The 19,369-nt window shown below is 65.2% G+C and carries 13 protein-coding genes; 10 read left to right on the top strand and 3 right to left on the bottom strand.

Features of this window, described 5'->3' with window-relative positions; all coding sequences use genetic code 11:
* Positions 1-74 precede the first annotated feature (74 nt).
* From ABFE16_13335 to ABFE16_13325, 3 genes are all read right to left on the bottom strand, one after another.
* Entirely contained in the window at positions 75-758 is a 684-nt protein-coding gene (locus ABFE16_13335) for a ThuA domain-containing protein (GenBank protein ID MEN6346277.1), read from the bottom strand.
* Positions 759-857: 99 nt separating this feature from the next.
* The gene (locus tag ABFE16_13330; protein MEN6346276.1) at positions 858-1,709 is read right to left on the bottom strand and encodes a PIG-L family deacetylase; all 852 of its coding nucleotides are present in this window, start codon (positions 1,707-1,709) and stop codon (positions 858-860) included.
* Between the two features lie 39 nt (positions 1,710-1,748).
* Positions 1,749-3,155: an ROK family protein gene (locus tag ABFE16_13325; GenBank protein ID MEN6346275.1), complete on the bottom strand. Its 1,407-nt coding sequence runs from the start codon at positions 3,153-3,155 to the stop codon at positions 1,749-1,751.
* A gap of 210 nt (positions 3,156-3,365) precedes the next feature.
* Between ABFE16_13325 and lipB the strand changes: the two genes are divergently transcribed.
* The 10 genes from lipB (at position 3,366) to ABFE16_13275 (ending at position 19,360) form a co-directional block, all read left to right on the top strand.
* Positions 3,366-4,046: a lipoyl(octanoyl) transferase LipB gene (gene lipB / locus ABFE16_13320; GenBank protein MEN6346274.1), complete on the top strand. Its 681-nt coding sequence runs from the start codon at positions 3,366-3,368 to the stop codon at positions 4,044-4,046.
* A gap of 42 nt (positions 4,047-4,088) precedes the next feature.
* Positions 4,089-4,793, top strand: coding sequence for a hypothetical protein (locus ABFE16_13315; protein ID MEN6346273.1), 705 nt, complete (start codon positions 4,089-4,091; stop codon positions 4,791-4,793).
* A gap of 108 nt (positions 4,794-4,901) precedes the next feature.
* On the top strand, positions 4,902-6,251 hold the full coding sequence (locus ABFE16_13310; GenBank protein MEN6346272.1) for a hypothetical protein: 1,350 nt from the start codon (positions 4,902-4,904) through the stop codon (positions 6,249-6,251).
* A 31-nt stretch (positions 6,252-6,282) separates the two neighbouring features.
* Positions 6,283-6,828, top strand: coding sequence for a hypothetical protein (locus tag ABFE16_13305; protein MEN6346271.1), 546 nt, complete (start codon positions 6,283-6,285; stop codon positions 6,826-6,828).
* A gap of 148 nt (positions 6,829-6,976) precedes the next feature.
* On the top strand, positions 6,977-8,986 hold the full coding sequence (locus tag ABFE16_13300) for a hypothetical protein (protein MEN6346270.1): 2,010 nt from the start codon (positions 6,977-6,979) through the stop codon (positions 8,984-8,986).
* Positions 8,987-9,021: 35 nt separating this feature from the next.
* Complete coding sequence (locus ABFE16_13295) at positions 9,022-13,359, top strand: tetratricopeptide repeat protein (GenBank protein MEN6346269.1); 4,338 nt, start codon at positions 9,022-9,024, stop codon at positions 13,357-13,359.
* A 37-nt stretch (positions 13,360-13,396) separates the two neighbouring features.
* Positions 13,397-15,076: a glycosyltransferase family 39 protein gene (locus ABFE16_13290; GenBank protein ID MEN6346268.1), complete on the top strand. Its 1,680-nt coding sequence runs from the start codon at positions 13,397-13,399 to the stop codon at positions 15,074-15,076.
* A gap of 86 nt (positions 15,077-15,162) precedes the next feature.
* Positions 15,163-16,398, top strand: coding sequence for a DegT/DnrJ/EryC1/StrS family aminotransferase (locus ABFE16_13285; protein MEN6346267.1), 1,236 nt, complete (start codon positions 15,163-15,165; stop codon positions 16,396-16,398).
* Positions 16,399-16,528: 130 nt separating this feature from the next.
* Positions 16,529-18,355, top strand: coding sequence for a VCBS repeat-containing protein (locus ABFE16_13280; GenBank protein ID MEN6346266.1), 1,827 nt, complete (start codon positions 16,529-16,531; stop codon positions 18,353-18,355).
* A gap of 42 nt (positions 18,356-18,397) precedes the next feature.
* Positions 18,398-19,360 (top strand): radical SAM protein, encoded by a 963-nt coding sequence (locus tag ABFE16_13275; GenBank protein MEN6346265.1) that lies wholly within the window; start codon positions 18,398-18,400, stop codon positions 19,358-19,360.
* The last annotated feature ends 9 nt before the right edge of the window (positions 19,361-19,369 follow it).

Genomic DNA, 19,369 nt, shown 5'->3' with positions numbered 1-19,369 from the left:
CGCCCAGAGCGCTGATGGGTGGTCAGCGCATCCCGTTGGCAGCCTGGGACTCACCGGACCGACGGTCGGCGGCGTCAGATCGCGTCCTCGCGCCGCGCAGCCCACAGAATCCCACGGCGTAGAAGCTCGCGGAAGCTCGGGTCTGCGTAGGTGAGGCGGTCGTGCCCCGCCGCGTAGCAGAAGACCCGTGCCTTGCCGAAGGTCCGCGTCCAGGCAATCGTATGCAAGCTGCGAGGATGGTCGTAGGTGACCAAGACGTGGCTGTCGGGATCGGCGTCACCCATCACATAGGTCTCGTCGGTCATTGTCCAGGACGCGAGGCCGCAGGTGATGGGATGCGACGGGTCGGCAATCCGGCTGGTGACCTGCTCTCCCGGGTGGTAGGACTTGTAGGTGCGGTTATCCAGACCGATAAGGTCGTGCCACCGGTCCCACTCGCGGTAGGCCAGGAGAGCGTGGTGGAGCACCACGATGCCCTGCTCGGTCTCACCGAGTCGATCGAGGGCGCCGGGGATGCCCCTGTCCCACCACTCGGTCTCTGAGCCGGGAGTCTGCAGCGGCATCATATAGAAGACGACCGCCGCGTACTCGTCGCGCAGCTTGGCCACATCGGAAGAGAACTCGCACAGGTCCTGCGGGTAGGCCACAATCCCGGGCATGCTTCGGAAGGCGTCCTGGAAGTGTGGGATATCGAAGGGGTGATGGCCGGTAACCACCGCTACCCTGGCATCGTGGGTGGAATCGAAAGTGTCCGACACGGAGAGGGTCACCTCACTAGACACACCCCGGCCAGACGCCGAAGCGACCGAGCCGGGGTGCTGTTGATCGAGCAGACTTGCACCGCGCGAAGCGCAGCCTTACTTGAGTGCCTTCGACAAGCGGGCCATGACATCCTCTCGGAACCGGTTGATCTGGCCATCGACGAAGTGCTTGATGTCCAGAGAGGGGTCGTAGATCAGTGGCGTGAGGTCCATGGCGAAGTTGAGCAGCTCACCGACGTCGACGCCGTGGGACTCGTGGTAGGTGGCATGGGCGCGACGTCGGCCCATGGTGGCGAGGTCGTACCGCTTCCCCCCGCAGACCTGGGAGTCGAAGAGAGACAGGAGCGCGGCCTGCAGGTTCTCGTGACTGGAGCAGTCCAGGATGACCTTCTCGGCATCCGGCATCCAGTCGAGGTCGCGCCAGACCTCACAGCCCCAGACCTCCCTGGGCTTCGCCTCCTCGGGAAGCTGACGGCAGGCCTGGATCACTCGCACAGCCACTGCGACGTGGGTGTCGTGCTTGTCGGTCAGGCAGTGGGTGTAGATGCGTCGCGGTCGAGCGCGGTCGATGATGGTCCAGAGCTCTTCGGTGACCGCTTCGTCGTCCGGGTCCTTCACGGAGGAGCTGGGATAGCGCAGGAGAGCCTGGAAGGCATACTCTCCGAGGTAGGCAGCCTTCTTCTGCTCCTTGTGGCGGACGTTGACCATCATCCGGTCACTGTAGCGGGCGTAGATATCCGCCCGTGGTGCGCCGGCGCCATCGGTCACGATGACCCCGCCGAACCACTTGTCGTCGCGTTGGAAGCACTCAATGATGCCGTGGTAGGACATGATCTCCTGGTCATCCTGGTGGGCGGCGATGCCCAGGCATACAGTTCGGTCAAAAGCCTCGTCCTCAGGAATCTCGTCGGGTATGAAGAGCTCAGCGCCAGGGTTCTTCAGTTCCATGCGGGTCGGTCCTCCTGGGATTGTCTCGGGCTCGATTCTCTATACGATAGCAGGCAAGCTTGCGGCGGCAATGGCCTGCCCTACACGCCGCAGCTTCTCGTTCGGCAGCATCATCTCCAAACGCTCGGCAACCTCCGGGAACTCACGGCTGAGGACGTCCTGGGCCTTCTCGAGGAGGATGTCTCCTCCGGCGCCGGTGGTCACACGCCCCAGGATGAGGAGCTTCTCGGTGTCGTAGAAGTCGGCATAGTGGGCGACGGCGTAGCCCAGCGAGATGCCGATGGATTCGTAGATCGCGGGGATCTTCGGGTTGCCCTCCTTCATCCAGGCCTGCACGTCCTCGAGGCGCTCGGGCACGGACCGGGCAGCGTCGAACTCGAGTCCGGCAGCCGCGGCGAGACGCATCACGCCCTGCTGGGAGAAGTACTGAACGCCGCAGCCCAGATCGCCTGACCACTCATCCTCCGGTGCCTGGGGGTGATAGTCGATGGGCGCAAAGGCGAGCTCGTTGAGCCAGCCGGTGATGTTACCGTCGGGCGTGACATAGCCGACCGCCTGGCTTGAGCCCATGGCGACACCCAGAACGGCATTGGCCTCCAGCGACATCGAGCCCGCGAGGGCAGTGACCTCGCCGTCGTTGACGACCACGAAGGGCACGCCGAACTCCCTGCCCAGGTTCTCGAAGAGGGGCTTCACGTGCTGCTCGAAGTCGTCTTTGGGGATGCCGCGGAACAGCGAGGCGACCATGACGCGGTTGTTGATGTACACCCCGGCGGAGCTGCCGCCGATGGCGTCGATCCGTGGAAGGTGGTCTGCGGCACGCTGGATTGAGGACCGGATGCCCTCATACTGGTAATGCCAGTCGGTGGCAGACTTGGGGTCCCAGGGCTCCTCCTCGGTAAAGACGTCGTTGCCGTCGATCACCGCACTGGTCTTGCGGTCGCTGGCTCCCAGATCGAAGCCGATGCGGCAGCCGTCAAGATGGCGTCCGAGAGGTGCTGAGGCTTCGCTGGTCTCGGGAACGCTCTCCGCGTCTGTGTCGACTACGGTGAAGGGGTTCTCGTACACCGTCATGCCCATGAAGTCGTAGTCGAAGGCGCGGTCACCGGAGGGCGAGTAGACCCGGCGCAGGTAGCGGGCGATCTCGGGCGGCCCGCCGACGGTGACCTTCCAGCCGCCACGCTGCCAGAGGAGGAACTTGAGCAATCGCTCAGCGTAGGTCAGGTTCGCCTCGGCGAGCTCATGCCCCGAGGGGAACACGCGGGTCTCGTAGGTCGATACCGACCCATCGCCACGCTCGAGCGCGATTCTCAGCGGGACGCCTACACCGGATTCGTCAACGGCTTTGCGGAAGGCGCGGTTGCCCAGAACCGCAGGACGGAACTCAGGGTGAAGCGGTGGAAGGGTCGGGGGCTGGACGAGGAGCAACGGGTGTCGCACGGGCATCATGCCTCCTACTCGGATGGGTAGAGCGCACGACGTTGTTCATCAGGCAGGCTACATGTTCGCGGCGCCTTCCGTCAAGGTTCAGATGCGTGCAGCAGAGCATATGTGTCGACCGGGCGCCGCCTCCGGGAGGTTGGCCGGTCGGGATGCGCGAATAACAGGACTGGGCGCGAGTGCCGCCGATCCAGGTCAGGCGCGCCGCGATATCAGATGACCGTTTCACGGGCTGGGGGAAAACCGCTCACCGTCATCGACCTCGGACGGACACGCTATGCTCAGGCGCTGGCCCGGCAGACCGACCTGCTGGGTCTGCGCCGTCGAGGCTGCGTCGGGGACACGCTCCTGCTGACTGAGCATGAGCCGGTCGTCACCGTCGGACGCAGCACCGAGGAGCCAGGCATGCCTGACACCGAGACGCTTGACCGTGCCGGGATCGAACTGCACGAGATCACCCGCGGCGGCAAGGTCACCTACCACGGCCCGGGGCAGTTGGTGGGCTACCCGATTCTGGACTTGCGCGGGCTCTTCGACGGAAGGCCCGACCTGCACGCCTATATCCAGGGCATCGAGACGGTTCTGGTGCAAGCTCTTCAGGACCTGGGTATCCCGGCGCAGTCCCGAGAGGGGCTGCGCGGTGTGTGGGTACAGTCGCGCAAAATCGCCTCGATCGGTGTGGCAGTGAGAGGCTGGGTGAGCTACCACGGGTTCGCCCTGAACGTATGCAATGACCTGTCACCCTTCAGGCTGATCGAACCTTGTGGCCTGCCGGACGTTGAGATGACTAGTATGTCGGTGGAACTGGGGCGCGAGGTGACTGTGGCTGAGGCTGCGGAGGCTGTGGTTGGTCGCTTCGCGAAGCACTTCGGGATGACTGCTCTTCGGCAGACGTGAGATCAGGTTGTCGAGAGTCTTTCCCTTCAGGGAGGGTGAGCAATGGCCCAGGACACCCGGACGGCGGAGCTGCATGTCTCGCCGCCGGGACGATCACAGGCACGAGTAGCCGCAGGGGGCATCCACCTGGGGCTGCTGATCATGTGCGTCTCGGCGGTGTACACGGGCTGGCAGCGTGCTGTGGTGAGCCTGCCGCAGTGGGGAGTCATGCTGCTCGTGGCTGCCACGCTTCTAGTGGGAGCGTTCTGCTGCGGTGTGCGGAATGTGAAGCGCACCTGGCTTCGGTTCACTCTCATGCTGACGGGGCTGCTGTGCCTGAGTCTGTGCTACGACCCTCAGTTGGCCTCCATCCCGCGGCTTGGGGAGGAGTTGCCGGCCGACTTCGCCTCGACCTATCCCAGCATCGGTCTCGTCGGCATCGTGATCGCTTTGGTCTCCTGGCTGGCCTATCGTGGCTTTGGCGGCGAGGAGCCCAGAGAAGGCGTTCCCCTGCGTCCCGCGGTCGGCCTGACGACAGGGCTGATCTGTCTGCTGGCGGTTGGCCTGTACTTCCTGCTGCACGGAACCCACGACCTGGCGTTGAGCGAGGCCCTGCGGCCGATTCTGGTCACAGTGCAGGGCGGCGCGCTGGCGGTCATCCTGCTGGGGATCGGTGGCCGGCCGGGGATTGGCCGCGCACCACATGTGTACCTGGCGCTCACGCTGATCCTGGCGTGCGCGCGGAACATGGCCTTTCCGATGCAGTGAGCGGGAGGCTTGCATCGAGTCTGGGTGGTGGCAGGTCGCGAGGGTTCCGGCGGGCATCAGGAGTTCCAGGGACAGGTGAGAATGGCGACTACCGGAAGTGACCAATCCATGAGCCAACAGCCCGGCAACCAGTCCGAGCTTCCCCCGCCTCGGCGCTTTGAGGTGGCACTGTTCGCACTGCTGGTCCTGTCGTGCTCGCAGTTGGGGTACGTAGGGCACCCGCGCTATGGTCCCTTCATCGCTGCTGCCGACGTTCTGTGTGCGCTGCTGACGGTGGCCTGGGTGTGGAAGGTGACTCGCGAGGGTCGCTGGCGCAGCCTCACCTGGCCGCCCTTCGTGGTCTGGGCATGGCTCGTCCTGGGCCTGCTGTCCATGTCGAAGTCGATGGTCGACGCGGACGGGAACCTGTCGCTGGGCGGCATCAAGGCAGGTGTGGTCGAGGTCGCGCAGTTGGGCCTGTACTTTTTCGCGGGGTACATGCTCTTCGTGGACGTGCTCAACAGCACGGCCAAGATGCGACGCGCTGCGGCGGTGCTCCTGGGAGCGGTTACGGTGGTGGTCCTGTGGGGTCTAGCCGACTACGCGCTGCTGGCGGAGAAGCCCTTCGATGTGAAGTCAAGTTTCGGGAACCGCAACGTTTACAGCGCGTTTCTGGTAATGACGCTGCCGCTCCTGTTTGGGGTCGCCCTGCACGAGCGGAACAAGGTGCAGCGGTGGTGGGTACTGGGCCTGGTGGCAGTGGCCCTGGTGACGATGGTCGGCCCGCCGCAGGTGTGGATACTGACGGCGGTTCTGGCCTGGATTGCCTACGTGCGTGGTGGGCGAGTGCGGACGTACTTGGCCCCGGCGCTGGTAGTGTTCGCCGTGGCGGTGAACCTCGGGCTACCCATGAACCGCGCGACGAACGTTGCCGAGTTCCTCGACCCCTTCGAGCGCGGGGAGCTGTACAAGCTAGAAGCTGGCGCCCAGGCTCCCGTGCAGGACTCGCTGATCGTCAAGAAGCGGTGGCTGGAGTGGCAACCCGCGCTGCAGATGCTCACAGAGAACTTCCCGCTGGGCGTGGGTGCGGGCAGCTATCAGCGACGCATCGGGGAAGCCCAGTACTACGGCCCGCTGCCGAACGTCAAGAAGAGCGAACCGGATACCAACAATCTGTACCTGGTGGTGGGGGCTTCGACGGGATTCGCGGCCCTGATATGCCTGGTCGGGTTCCTGACGCGGTTCTGGCGGCAGTCACGGGTGCTGTGGCTGAAGGCAGGGTCAACAGTCGAACGAGGATTGGCGGCCGGTCTACCCGGAGCAGTTCTGGGGCTGACCCTGGCAAACCTTTTCACCAGTTTGCTCGTCAGAGGAGTGAGCCTAGTCTGGGCCTTCCTCTTCGCAATGGTGACCGTGCTCCTGCGGGAGAGGCTCTCCGTAGAGCGCAGGCGTGGCACGGCATCCGATTCTTCGGCATAGCCGAAACAAACTCGCAGTGAGGTGACCCATCGTGAGGTACCTTGTCGCAGCAATTGCCTTTGTGTTCGTCTTCAGCTGCACGGCCGCCATGGCCGCCAAGATCGTGGTTGAAGGCGAGCACTGCCTGGGGACCACCAAGTCCATGAAGGTCATGTCCGACCCCGCGGCTTCGGGTGGCAAGTGCATCGGCGTCGCAGTTCGCCGTCCGCATGCTACCACCGAGACCGGCCCGGCAGACGACGGCCACGCGACCTTCAAGATCAGCGTTCCCGCACCTGGGACCTACCAGTTCTGGGGACGCTGCTGGTGGTGGGACGCCTGCGGCAACTCGTTCTTCGCGATGGCCGACAAGACCAGCGTAACGAGCTCAACCCCGTACATCACCGACCAGTTGTTCCGGAAGTGGCACTGGGTCGCAGGGCCCACCCTTACGCTGAGCAAGGGGACCCACCAGATTCGCGTCCAGTACCGTGAGGACGGGTCTGAGCTGGACCAGTTCATCCTGACAACCACACCGAAGAGTCGGTGGCAGCCGTCGCGCATCGAAACTGAGACGCCGCAGTACCTGGTACGCTAGACACAGCACCTGTGGATAAGGTCACGAGGGAGCCCTGGGGTCTGGCGATAGGAAGGTGTCGTCGCGAGGCCCCGGGTTCCGGCCAATTCCCCTCACCCACCTGGCCCTCGGCGTGAGGGGCATTTCATAAGGGATAGGACGTGAGAGCGTGTCGAAGCGGCCTTGCCTGGCGCGGATCACCCTCGTCCTGGCGCTCGTGGTGGGCGCTGCTCTCCAGGCCGGGGCATGGCAGATGATGGAGGAAGAAGTCGGTCCTGCTTTTGCCCTGGGTGGCGTTGTCGCGATCTCCGATCCGGCCTCGGCCCAGGTCAGGATCCTCTTTGGGGCCGAGAAGCAGGACAACCCTTCGCGGTACTACCTGCTCGAGCTCAGAGGTCGCTCTCTCTCACTCAGCAAGGTCGACGGTCAGAAGTCGGTGGCACTGGGCCGGCCTGTCGAGCTGCCGGCGATGGCCAAGGACCAGAAGGTCGACTTCGCCCTGCACCGTGACTCCTGGGGCATCGCCTTCGTGTGGGACGGGACTGTGGTCCTGGAGGCCTACGACACCGAGCTACATGGCGGCGTAGTCGGCCATGAGGCTTTGGGCGGCGCCAAGATCGACGATGCCTGGCTCCAGGACGTCGGTGAGATCGACGCCGTCGACACCTTTGAGCGTGAAGAGGGCGCCAAGGACGAGTGGGAGCAGCTCTCCGGCAGGTGGCAGTTGATCTCCCTGCGCGAGGACCGCCAGGCAGGACAGATGCGGGCGGAACTCTCCGCCAATGCCTTCAGCTACTTCGGCAGCAGCGAAACCAGTGCCCTGTGCGCGATGGGCTCGTGGTTCTGGCGGAACGCCGATTACGCGGTCTCCCTTCGGGCTCGCGAAGACACTCCGGCTGTGGGTCTGGCCTTCTACGTGCAGGACAAGGACAACTACATGCTCCTGCGCTGGGAGAGCCGGTACTCCAGCAGCGCACAGGCCCCTCGACTGCAGCTCTTCTCTGTCGTGAAGGGGCAGCGCAAGCTCCTCGCTGAGAAGCTCGGCGGGTATCTCCCCTACCAGTGGTACAAGCTCCAGGTGCGTGCCTGCGACGACCGCTTTGTGTGCCTGGTCGACGGAGAAGTCTGGCTCCAGGCCACAAGCGCCGCCTTCGGGCAGGGCAAGATCGGCATGTATGTGGAAGGCAAGAGCGGGGCCTGGTTTGACGACATGCGCGTCGTGGGCTGGCAGGACATGGTGGAGGACTTCGAGCAGCCCGCGCCGGGCAAGTGGCGTCCGGAACGAGGGACCTGGCAGGTGGCAGACGGCACCGCCAAGCCCACAAGCACTGCACCCTCGCTACTAGTCGCGGGGAGTCCCGAATGGTCTTCCTACGGGTTCACCGCAACCGTTGACGGCCGCCAGGGCGGTCGAGGTCTGGCTGTCTGCTGTGGCGGCCCAGACAGCGGCTACGTCTTCCGCTGGGCGCCGAAGGGTGCGAAGGTTCCCTACGCCGGGAAGGCCCAGATCGTCGCGCTCGGAGCCACGGAGCAGGTCATCAGTGAGAGCGTGCTGCCGGCGGACGTCCCCGCCTCAGTGACCGCGACCGTGGCAGTGGAGCGCGACTACCTGGCCTGCGCCCTCAACGGACGCAGACTGGTGGATGCGGTGGTGCAGGGGCCGCTGAAGGGCGCTGTTGGCCTGTACGCCGAGGGCGACAAGTCGACTTCCTTCGGCCTTGCACGAGTGGACGCACTTCCCCCGCGCTCGATGGCTCGCGTAACCAAGGAGTACACCGACACGGAAGAGCACTACGAAATGGCGGAGTGGTCGAGCACGCGCCATGCCTGGGTGAAGCCTGCTGACAGCGACACGCCGAAGGTGTGGTGGACCAAGGGGGACTGGTACGGCCCGCTGGAGGTCAGCTTAGAGCTTCCCAGGATCGGCCAGGTCGAGGGGACCATGAAGGTGTCCCTCGAGGCGGAGAAGGGTGACCCCAAGACCGGCGCACAGCTCGCGATCAGTGGCACGAAGGGGTCGCATAAGCTCCTGCTCTCGCTGACCGCCGACGGCAAGGAACTGGGGAAGGCCGAGGTGGAAGCTGCGGGCGACACCTGCCGCTTCTCTTTCGGGCGGCGAGGCAGTCGCGTGCTGGTGATGGCGCAGGACAAGGTCGCGATCAACGTCGTGTGGCCGTAAGCCTAAGGATCCTCCCGGTAACCGGTGAGGGTAGCATGGGGAGACGCGATCGCATCATGAAGCAGACCCTTACGCTGGTGACTCTCGGGGTCCTGCTGCTGGTTGGCGCCGCGGGTGCCCTTCAGGCAGCGACCCTGGAAGAGGGCCTGGCCAAGTACCGCGCCGGGGACTGGGAAGCGTCGGTGGCCAGCTTCTCAGACCTGGTTGCGAAGGACGCCGGTAACCTGTCCGCGCGGTTCTGGCTGGGGCGTTCGCAGCTTCAGGCCGGACATGCCGCCGAGGCAGCCTCGACCTTTGAGGGCATTCTAGCCGACAAGCCGGCCTCGCTCGATAGCCGTTACTGGCTGGGCATGACCTACCTTTCCCTGGGGCGCAGCCAGGAGGCGGGATCGCAGTTTGCCCAGGTGTTGAAGGCTGACGGGCGCAATCAGGCAGCCCGTGACGGACTGGCGCAGGCGCAGAAGGCGGACCTTGCCTTGACCCCGGCACCTGTGGACCTGGCTCTGGCACGTCCCATGTCCGGCGGTGGTCGTGTATCGCTTGACCCGGGCCCCTTTGGCCTCGACCCGGGCCAGGTCGATCTGCTGTCCTCCAACCTGTACGACTACACCTTCAGCGACTCCCCCAGCGACTGGACCGCTCTCAGCGGCCTCTGGGCCATCACGAACCGCTGGACCTGCAGTCCCCAGTGGTCGTGGCAGGGCGGCTATGCCGACGATGGGATCGCGGCTCTGTGGAACAAGCGGGAGTTCAAGGGCGACGTGACGGTCGAGGCCTACATGGCCTTCAAGATGGGGCTCGGGAGCACGAACTCCTACAAGAACCCCAACGACCTGAACATCACCATCGATGGAGACGGCGCGAACCCCTCCAGCGGCTACTCCTTCATGGTGGGCGCGAACCGGAACAATGAGACACGGATCATGAAGGGCACGAAGGTCCTGGCGACCAGCACGGACCTGGCCCACCTGCTTCCGGTGTTCGAGGATGGGTTCCCCTCCACGTATGAGTTCCATCGCCGGTGGTGGTCGATCCGCGCGCGCAAGACGGGCAATAAGCTCCAGCTCTACGTCGATGAGAAGCTGGCTTGCGAAGCCACCGATCCTGACCCGCTGCCTGGTGGCCATGTCGGCTTGTGGACCTACGACAACGGGACCATCATCTCGCGGGTGAAGGTCTACTACGACCAGGAACAGGCGCAGCGTAAGGCGATTCCGGGGATGGACCAGTTGAGGGCACCGGTGCGCAAGGTGGCCGACCTGCCCTTCACCGTATCCTCACCCTCCCACCTGTCGGTACAGAACGATTTCGAGTCCGACCTCGGCACCTGGACGCCGCGCAACGATCAAGACCCGGTCGTGGTGAACGCCGCGGTCCGCGTGATCGCCCTTCCCGGTCCGACTGCGGGGCCTTCCACACAGGGACCGGTCGCCCTCGGCCTTGCGAGGGGCGCTTCCGGCACGGGGCACTGCCTCACGATCACGAACCCGGTCTCCGGCGGGACCTTCGCGACGACAGCGATCCCCGGGTCCTTCGACGTCGATCAACTCCCCATGCTGTGCTTCGACTACTGCCTGCCGGCTGAGGGTAGCTGCAAGGTCAACTTCTACCTCACCTGTGTGGGCGCGCTCTACGAGATCGTTTTCTCCGGTCCGCGCGCCGGCACACCTCAGGCGGTGCAGTTGGGCGCGATCTCGGACGTGAAGGCCGATGGGCAGTGGCACCACGCGACCTTTGACCTGTTAGGTGCGCTGCGCTTGCGCCTCCCGGCAGGGAGCACGGTCCGGGCCAGTGACCTGTGGATCGGGAACCTGTGCGAGGACGACTACCTGCTGGCGGGCTTCGGCGGGAACACCCTCGGCACGACCCTGATGCTGGACAACTTCGCACTCCTGCGCCCTGCAGGACGAGAGATCAAGCTGGCTGCGACGCCTCGACAGGGCGCCAGCATCAAGGGCTACAGCGTCGCCCTGGACGACGATCCCCTCGGAGCTGCGCCGGACACCGTCACTGCGACGGACGGGGCACTCTCGGTGAGCGCCAAGGGTCCCGGCATCTACTACGCCCACGTCAAGGCGAATCTGGCGGACGGCACCTGGAGCCCTACGGCGAACTACCTGACGATGGTCGACGACACGGCGCCGCAAGTGACGCCGGTCACTCCGAAGCCGGGAGCAGTCCTTGGCGACGCGCCGCTTACCCTTGAGTTGCGGGACTCCGGCGGTGTGAATCCGGCGTCGATCAAGGTTGCCGTCAAGGGCAAGGCGGTGCCGCTAGACGGCGACGGAGCGGCCTACGACCCGGCCTCCGGTACCCTCACGGTTGATCCTCGCTCGGCCCTTGTGCCCGTCAGCGATGGTGAAGCCGTCACGGTGTCTGTGGGACCCCTGAAGGACTGGGCAGGGAATGTGGCGGCGGCCCCGGAGGTGCTGAACTACCGGGTCGCCTTCGCTGAGGACAAGACGCCGCCGGCTGCCCCAATCGTGAGCGTCGGAGCCAAGGGCTACCTGTGCAATGAGGATTTCGAGCACTCGCTGGGCGAGATATCGAGCTACGGCGGCTCCGGGGGCGCCGACCTCTCTCTAGACTCCACCACGGCAGCCTCCGGGCAGTCGAGTCTCAAGGTCTACAACCGCCTGACGGGCGGACGCTTCGGCGTGTACCTGCAGAAGCGTCCCTTCGATGCCGGCAAGTACCGCATCGTCAGCTTCGACTACAAGGTTCCGCCTCGGCTCCGGTCCGACTTCGCGGTCTATGTGAACGGCGACTGGAAGGCCATCAAGTTCAAGGACACCGACAACAACCTGGGGTACATCGGAACGGTGCCGCAGGTGGTAGACGACAACCAGTGGCACCACGCGGAGTTCAATCTCTACGACATGCTCCGCAAAGATGACCCGTCGGCGTCCTCCTACATCGTCCGGCAGTTCGTCATGGCGGACTGGAATTGGACTGCCAACGTCAAGGGTCAGAGCTACCATCTGGACAACTTTCAGATCATCCCGGTGGTGAGCGCGCAGCAGGGCCTCCCGCTGGCGTGGAAGGCTCTGGACGTAAGCGGGACCTTCGGCCTGAGCTGGGCCGTGGACAAGAACCCGACCGGCGACCCCGGGCAGGAGGTCAAGCTCACGGGGGTCAGCGGCGTTGCCGAGGGAGTTGCCGACGTCGACGGCTGGCTGCACGCCAAAGCCCGTGACGGTGCCGGCAACTGGAGCGAGGCAAGTCACTGGCGGCTGCTAGCGGACGGCGAGGCCCCGACAGCGTCGGCCGCGTACCCCAAAGAGGGAACGAAGGCCGCCACCTCGATGGTGCGTCTGAACCTGGCGGATCAGGGCCCGGCCGGCGTGGACCCGATGAGTATCATCCTTCGTGTTGCCGGCAAGGACTACACGATGGAGAACCGCGGGCTCAGCTACTCCTCTTCCCGGAGCTCCCTGGTGTGGAACTGCGAGGACGTCTCACCCGACCCGGTGGTGCTGCCCGACAAGCAGCCTGTAACGGTGCAACTGGTGGCGGCCAAGGACTTCGCGGGCAACCCGGTCGTCAAGCCGCCGAGCCTGACCTGGACGATGGACTGGTCGCAGGATCGCCAGGGACCAGTGGTGACCAAGCTCCAGAGCACCACGCATCCGACCTTCGTGACGGACACCTTCGAGACCGGCCTCGGCGAATGGCGCACCTTCGGCCAGAACGGCGCGAAGGTCGAGATCGACGCCACCACGTCCGGGGCAGGAACCCACTCAGTCTGCCTGACGCAGCAGAAGCAGGGCAGCCCGATGGCAGCCTACATGACGACGACTTCCTTCACGCTGGAGAGCTACCCGGTCATCAGCTTCGACTACCGTCTCGACCCGTCAGTCAAACTTGACCTGGTCGCGCGCATGACCAACGGGAACGAGTATCCGATCTGCTTCACCGACAACCCCAGTGGCTCCGTGGGCGCGATCCGGAATGCCGTCGCCGACGGCACCTGGCGGCATGCGACGGTAGAGGTGACCCAGTTCCTGCGCCAGCGGCAGACCCAGGGGACACTCGAGGTCGCTGCGTTGTACCTGACGGACCGCAACCAGATGGATAACCCCGTGGGAGCCCGAGCCTGGTTCGACAACCTGGTCATCGGCAAGGTCGGCACGCAGCCGGCGCAGTTCCGCTGGCGAGCAACCGACACGACGGGCGTCTCGGGGTACAGCTACTGCGTCGACCGCAGCCCGTCCACCGAACCGCCGACCACCTCCATGGGAACGGCGACCACCTTCCGCTACACAGAGGCAATGGTCCGGGGACGCTACTACTTCCACGTCCGCGCGGTCGATGGTGCGGGCAACTGGGGTCCTGCGGCCCACTACGCCCTGATGCACCTGCAGCCGGACTAGGCCCCGGCGAAACCCAGAGTCGAACACGACGCCGTCTGTGGACGGCGTCGTTTGCCGTGTGCACGTCCTTGCTGCTATCATGGGGCGGATGGAGGGTGCTACGCCCAGGCGACTGCGAAGTGATCTGTGGACCCTTGCCATACCCCTGGCCCTGGGCGCCTTCCTTCGCCTATGGGGATTGCGCTGGGGACTGCCCGACGAGACGCACCTGTTCTCGTACCATCCCGACGAGTACCACTCGCTGCGTGCTGCGATCGCCCTCGCAACCGGTGACCTGAACCCTCACTTCTTCAACTACGGGAGTCTGTACCTGTACCTGGTGGCGGTGGCCTGCCTGTGGCACCAGACCGTGCTGGGCGGCCCAGACCTGATCAGTGCCCTGGTGCGCGGGAACCGGGCGGACATGGAGATGGCCGCCTGGACGCTCGACGCCCGCCTGGTGGTGGTCGTCTGTGCCCTGGTCACGGTGTATGTGGCATGGCTGATCGGCCGTCGGCTGGCCGGCACTGCGGGAGGCCTTCTGGCCGGACTGGCCATGGCCGCCTTGCCGCTGCACGTGCTTCATTCCCACTATGCGACCGTGGATGTGCCGCAGGCGCTGTTCATGGCGCTGTGTCTGTACCTGTCGCTCGTGGCTTTCGACGATCCGCGTCCGAGTCGGTATCTGTGGGCCGGAATCGCGGCCGGCTTGTCGGCCAGCGTCAAGTACAATGGGATCGTGGTGCTGGTGGCGCCGCTGACCGTCCTCGTGCTGAGCTGGAGGAGTGGAAGCAGCGGCTTGCGCCCGGCGAAGGCATTCTTGGTGTTGGGAGCCGGTGCGCTGGCGGCCTTCGCCCTGACCTCGCCCTACGTGTTTTTGTCGTGGCCGGAGGCCTGGCGTGACATCAGCTTTGAGCTTCAGCACATGCGGGCCGGGGAGTCGCCGATCAAGGAGCTCTATCCGAACGGCTGGCTGTTCCACTGGCACCCGTCCCTTGTGCTGGGGGCGATTGCGCTCTGGGTGAGTGCCAGACATGACCGGAGGAACCTGGCCCCCCTGGCGGCCTTCGGGCTTGTCTGGTTCGCCATGATCGGTGCTGCCGGGGTACGCTACGCTCGGTACGAGATGGCGCTTGAGCCACTCACAGCGGTCCTCGTAGCCACGGCGATCGTGGGGTTGTGGCGGAAGCCGGCGAAGGGCCTGGCGTGGCTCGGTGCTGGAGCGCTGAGCCTGTGGTGCGTGGCGGCCCTGCTGACCAGTGTGCAGCGCGACTACACTATGGCGAGGGTAGATCCGCGCGCGGAGATGCTGGCGAAGTTGGAGGCCATGCGGAGCGAGACCGAGCCTGTGGGGATCGTCTGGGAACCGTGGTTCAACCTGCCCGCGGTCGACTACAACAACGGTGGCAACGTCCTGCGCAGCAACCCGATCTACTCGCGCTTCAACCGGCCTGCGGTAGACTACACCGTGACCGGGGTCGATGCGGCGAAGCTCGCAGAGGACGTCCGTGGTGTGCTGATCAGCGACTTTGAGATGGACGATGGCTTCCAGAGCGTTAGCCGTGACCATAAGGTCTTTGCGGACAAGCTCTGGGGTGAGGAACGTACCTACCGGGTCGCGGCCGGGGCTCGGCCGGTTGCTATCGGCGACCATCCCCTCCTGGGATGGACTGCGCCGGATAGCCGGTACCCCTTCCCGCGTCTGACTTTGTTGCAGCGTGTACCGTCGAGGGAGTAGCCGGAGGAAGGTGCGCGACCGACCTTCCGGGAAAGACGCAGTGCCAAGGGCCTTGGGCCCTCCAGAACAAGTTGGAGTGATCGAGAATGGCGAAACTTGCGTTGAACGGCGGACCGAAGCTACGGACGGAACCCTTTGCGGCCTGGCCGCCGAAGGATCCCGGGTTTTTGCGTGCACTCAGCAGTGTGCTTGAGGACGGCCGCTGGGGTGTCGGCGGACCGCAGGGCAAGCGCCTGTGCGAGACCTTCGCGGTCTTCCAGGACGCGGAATATGCGGTGGCCTGCACGAGCGGGACGACAGCGCTGATGCTGTGCCTTGAGGCGCTCGGAGTAGGCTACGGCGACGAGGTCATCGTTCCTGCCTACACCTTCATTGCCACGGCGGGCTCTGTGATCTCGATGGGAGCTGTGCCGATCTTCGCCGACATCGACCCGAACACGTTCTGCCTCGATGTGGCGGATGCGGAGGCCAAGATCACACCCAGGACGAAGGCGATCATCCCGGTGCACATCGGTGGGATGCCCTGCGACATGCAGACGCTGAAGATCATGGCCGAGAAGCACGGCCTGGGGATCATCGAGGACTGCGCACAGGCGCACGGTGCGGAGTACCAGGGCAAGCGCGTGGGTGCCATCGGGGATACCGGGGCGTTCTCCTTCCAGTCGAGCAAGAACGTCGCGGCGGGCGAAGGCGGCATCATGGTGACAAACGACAGCGACCTCTGGCTGCGGGCGTGGAGCTACCACAACATTGGTCGCGTACCCGAAGGCGGCTGGTACGACCACCGAGTCTTCGGCACCAACCTGCGCCTCAGCGAGTTCCAGGCAGCCCTCATCCTGCGCGGTCTGGAGCTGCTCCCGGACCACATGAAGCGGCGGGAAGAGAACGCGATGTGTCTGCGCAAGCGGCTGGATGAGATCGACGGCATCGGTTACCAGGCCTTCCCCGAGGGTGCGACACGCTCGGCCTGGCACCTGTTCATCTTCAAGTACGACCGCAAGCAGATGAAGGACGTCTCTCGGAACCGCTTCCTCAAGGCTCTTGCGGCAGAGGGGCTCCCTACTAGCTCAGGCTACAATCCGCTGTACCGCGAGGGCATGTTCCGGGCCGGCTGGGATCCGTCGAAGCCGCCCTTCTCGCCGAACGTGTACAGCGGCGAAGTGGACTACAACAATGCGAACTGCCCGAACTGCGAGTTTGTCTGCGACGATGGCGCGTTCTGGATGCCGCAGCATATTCTCCTGGGCACTCAGAAGGACATGGACGACATTGCCGACGCAATCCTCAAGGTCAAGGAGAACCTGGACGAGATCGGGGAATAGTGGTGAGCGAAGGGCCCGCGGGCCGTGGTATGCAGCGATTCGGCAGCTCAGGACTCTGGGCCGGTTGGCGGTCCTTGCGTTGCTGGCTCTGGGAGCATCCCGGAGCGAAGCTGGACGGCTGCAGGAGGTCATGGCACGCGGGCCTTACCCGTATCTGCAGGGGACTGTGCTGCGGCAGCAGACGGGGAATGCCACTGCAGGAGCCTGGGCAGCACCGGTTGGTGTGGACTGGGACGGGGATGGTGACGAGGAGCTTGTAGCCGGTTCGGGCTACGGGGACCTGCTGTACTTCGAGCGCAGGCCTGACGGGCTCCTGACCGACCCGGCGCAGATGCTGCCGGAGGCGGTCTCCCTGATGGTGGAGCCGCTGCCTGCCAGGCCCGTCTCCCCCACTGTCGTGGATTGGGATGCCGATGGGAAGCTCGATCTGCTCGTGGGAATCGGCGACCGGCTCTACCTGTGCCGACACTCCGAGGGCGCCATTGAGCCGCCCGTCGAACTGCGGTCCGGGGACAAAACGCTCAGCGAGTTGGTCCGGGCTGCAGCGCCGAACTGCGGCAACCTGGCGCCCTGTGCGGCCGACTACGACCTCGACGGCGACCTGGACCTTCTGATCGGCGACGACGAGGGGCAGGTCTGGTGGGTCCAGAACACGGGAACCTCGAAGGCGCCTGTACTCGCGGAGCCGCGACGACTCGCCGCCGGTGGCAAGAACCTCCGGGTGGGCTCACGAGCCCGAGTGGCAGTGGGCGACTGGGACGGCGACGGCTTGCCGGACCTGTTCGTCGGCTGCGCCGGCGGGACGGTCTTTCTGTGTCAGGGAACGCGAGAAGGGCCTGCGGCACCGCAAGCGGTCTACGGTGTCGGCTCTGAGGTGCTCCCGCCTGACACGGCCTCTCCCCTCGACCTCAGCCCGGCCTTCAGCTACTGGTTCGGCAAGGCCCAGGGGCCGCGCCTACTGGTGGGCGACCGCCGGGGCTTTGTGGCTGTCCTGTCACCGGCTGCCGGGAAGAAGCCTGCGCTGCAAGGGTACCTGCAGGCCTCCATGCCGCCGATTGATGTCGGACGTTGTGCCGTTCCGGCAGCGGTGGACTGGGACGCTGACGGCGACCTGGACCTCGTGGTCGGTGGCGAAGATGGGTACGTGCAACTCTATGAGCGCATCCAGGCGGACCCACCTCTCTTCGCTCCCGGGCGTCGCGTGATGGCGGTGATCGGCGCCCTGCGGGCTCAACCCCGGGAGGGGCTTTCCGAGCACCTGCGGTACGCCTGGCCCTGTGTGTCGGATGTGGACGGCGACGGCGACCTTGACTTGCTGCTGGGCGGCGCCGACGGGCGTGTCCGGATCTGGGTCAACGACCGGGGTTTCTCTGCCGTCGCGGAGGTGCAGGTTGCCGGCGCTCCGCTGTCACTGTCAGGGACCACCTCGGTGAGCACGATCGACTACGACCAGGACGGCGACGTGGACGTCTTCGTGGGTAACCGGCTCTTCCCGGGAGCGGCGGTGAACAGCGGACTCTCGGCCGAGGCGATCATCTACCTGGAGAACGAGGCCAAGCGAGGCACCGGCGGACGCAGACCCCTGCCGGTGTTCGTGAAGGCGGTACGCATGGATGCCGTCCTGGCTCCGGAGAAGGGCGCAGGAGACGGCAGAGATGCGGATGTGCTGGGTATCAGCTACCTGCAGCCGACCCACTGGGACAGGGACGCCGTCCTGGACTTTCTGATGACCACGCGCTACGGCGCGTACCTGTTCCGGTCTGAGACCTCCCGGCGGTCCTATCCGCGCTTCGAGCTCAGAACCTCCTCCAGCGGGACCCCGCTGCCACTCCTGCCCTTGTCCTGGGCGGCGGTGGCCGCCCGTCTCACCAGCGGCCCTCCGGGGATCCTGTGCGGGATGGAGGAAACGGGCTGGGTCGTCTGGTATGACCGAAGCAGAATCCCGGGACCGCAATGAGGCAGTCGCGCGCGGACGGACCTACTGACGAGGGCTGAGGACATGGTCGGCGCACCAGTGAGGTATCTCAAGCAACTGCGTCGTGCCTACCTGCGGCGTCGTCAGGGCGTGCCTGCGACCCCGTCGTGGGTGCAGGTGGAGATCAACAACACCTGCAACTTGAAATGTGTAATGTGCCCGCGGGAGGCCATGACGCGCAGGCCGCGGTACATGACGATAGAGGAGTTCCGCGACATCGCCGACAAGTGCCGGGCGGCGTCGGTGCCGCGGTTGCGCCTCTTCCTCCTGGGCGAGCCACTGCTTCACCCCGAACTCGCCGAGATGATCGCCTATGCGAAGAGCGTCGGGATACCGAGCGTGGAGTTCAATACGAACGCCGCGCTCCTGACACCCGGGAAGGCTGAGGCGGTGATCGAGGCCGGGCTTGACCAGATCGTCTTCTCGCTGGACGGCGTCGATGCCGCTACCTATGAGGGTATCCGGGTTGGCGGGAGGTACGAGGAGGTCACTGCGCACGTCGAGGACTTCTGCCGTCGCGTGCAGGCCAAGGGGAAGGGACCGCACACCACCATCCAGACCATCGTCATGGGCAGCACACGGGAGCATGTGCCGGCCTTTCGCGAACGCTGGCAGGGAGTGGCGGACCGTGTGGAGGTGCAGTGCCTGCGGGAGTACCAGGGAGTTGAGGCGGGGCGTACGACGCAGATCCGGCCCGGCGATGAGCTGCGGCCCTGCCCGGCGCTGTGGGACTACCTGGTGATCCTTGCCGATCGCCGCGTGGTGCCCTGCTGCGTTGACATCAATGGCGATATGACGCTGGACGACATCGCCCTCACTGATATCGAGACGCTGTGGACCCGCAACCCCGTTCTGCAGGAGCTGCGTGCCCATCACCTAGGCTACAACTACACCGGGTACCCGCTCTGCCGGGGCTGCGAGTTCACGAACGTGAGCCTGCTGAAGCGCAAGGCCCGAGAGACAGAGGCGGAGCTCGCAGCGGAGTAGCTCCGGGTC

Source organism: Armatimonadia bacterium, from assembly GCA_039679385.1.
Taxonomy (GTDB): domain Bacteria; phylum Armatimonadota; class Zipacnadia; order Zipacnadales; family JABUFB01; genus JAJFTQ01.
The sequence above is the reverse complement of the archived record's forward strand: the minus strand, read 5'-3'. Positions and strand labels throughout refer to the sequence as shown.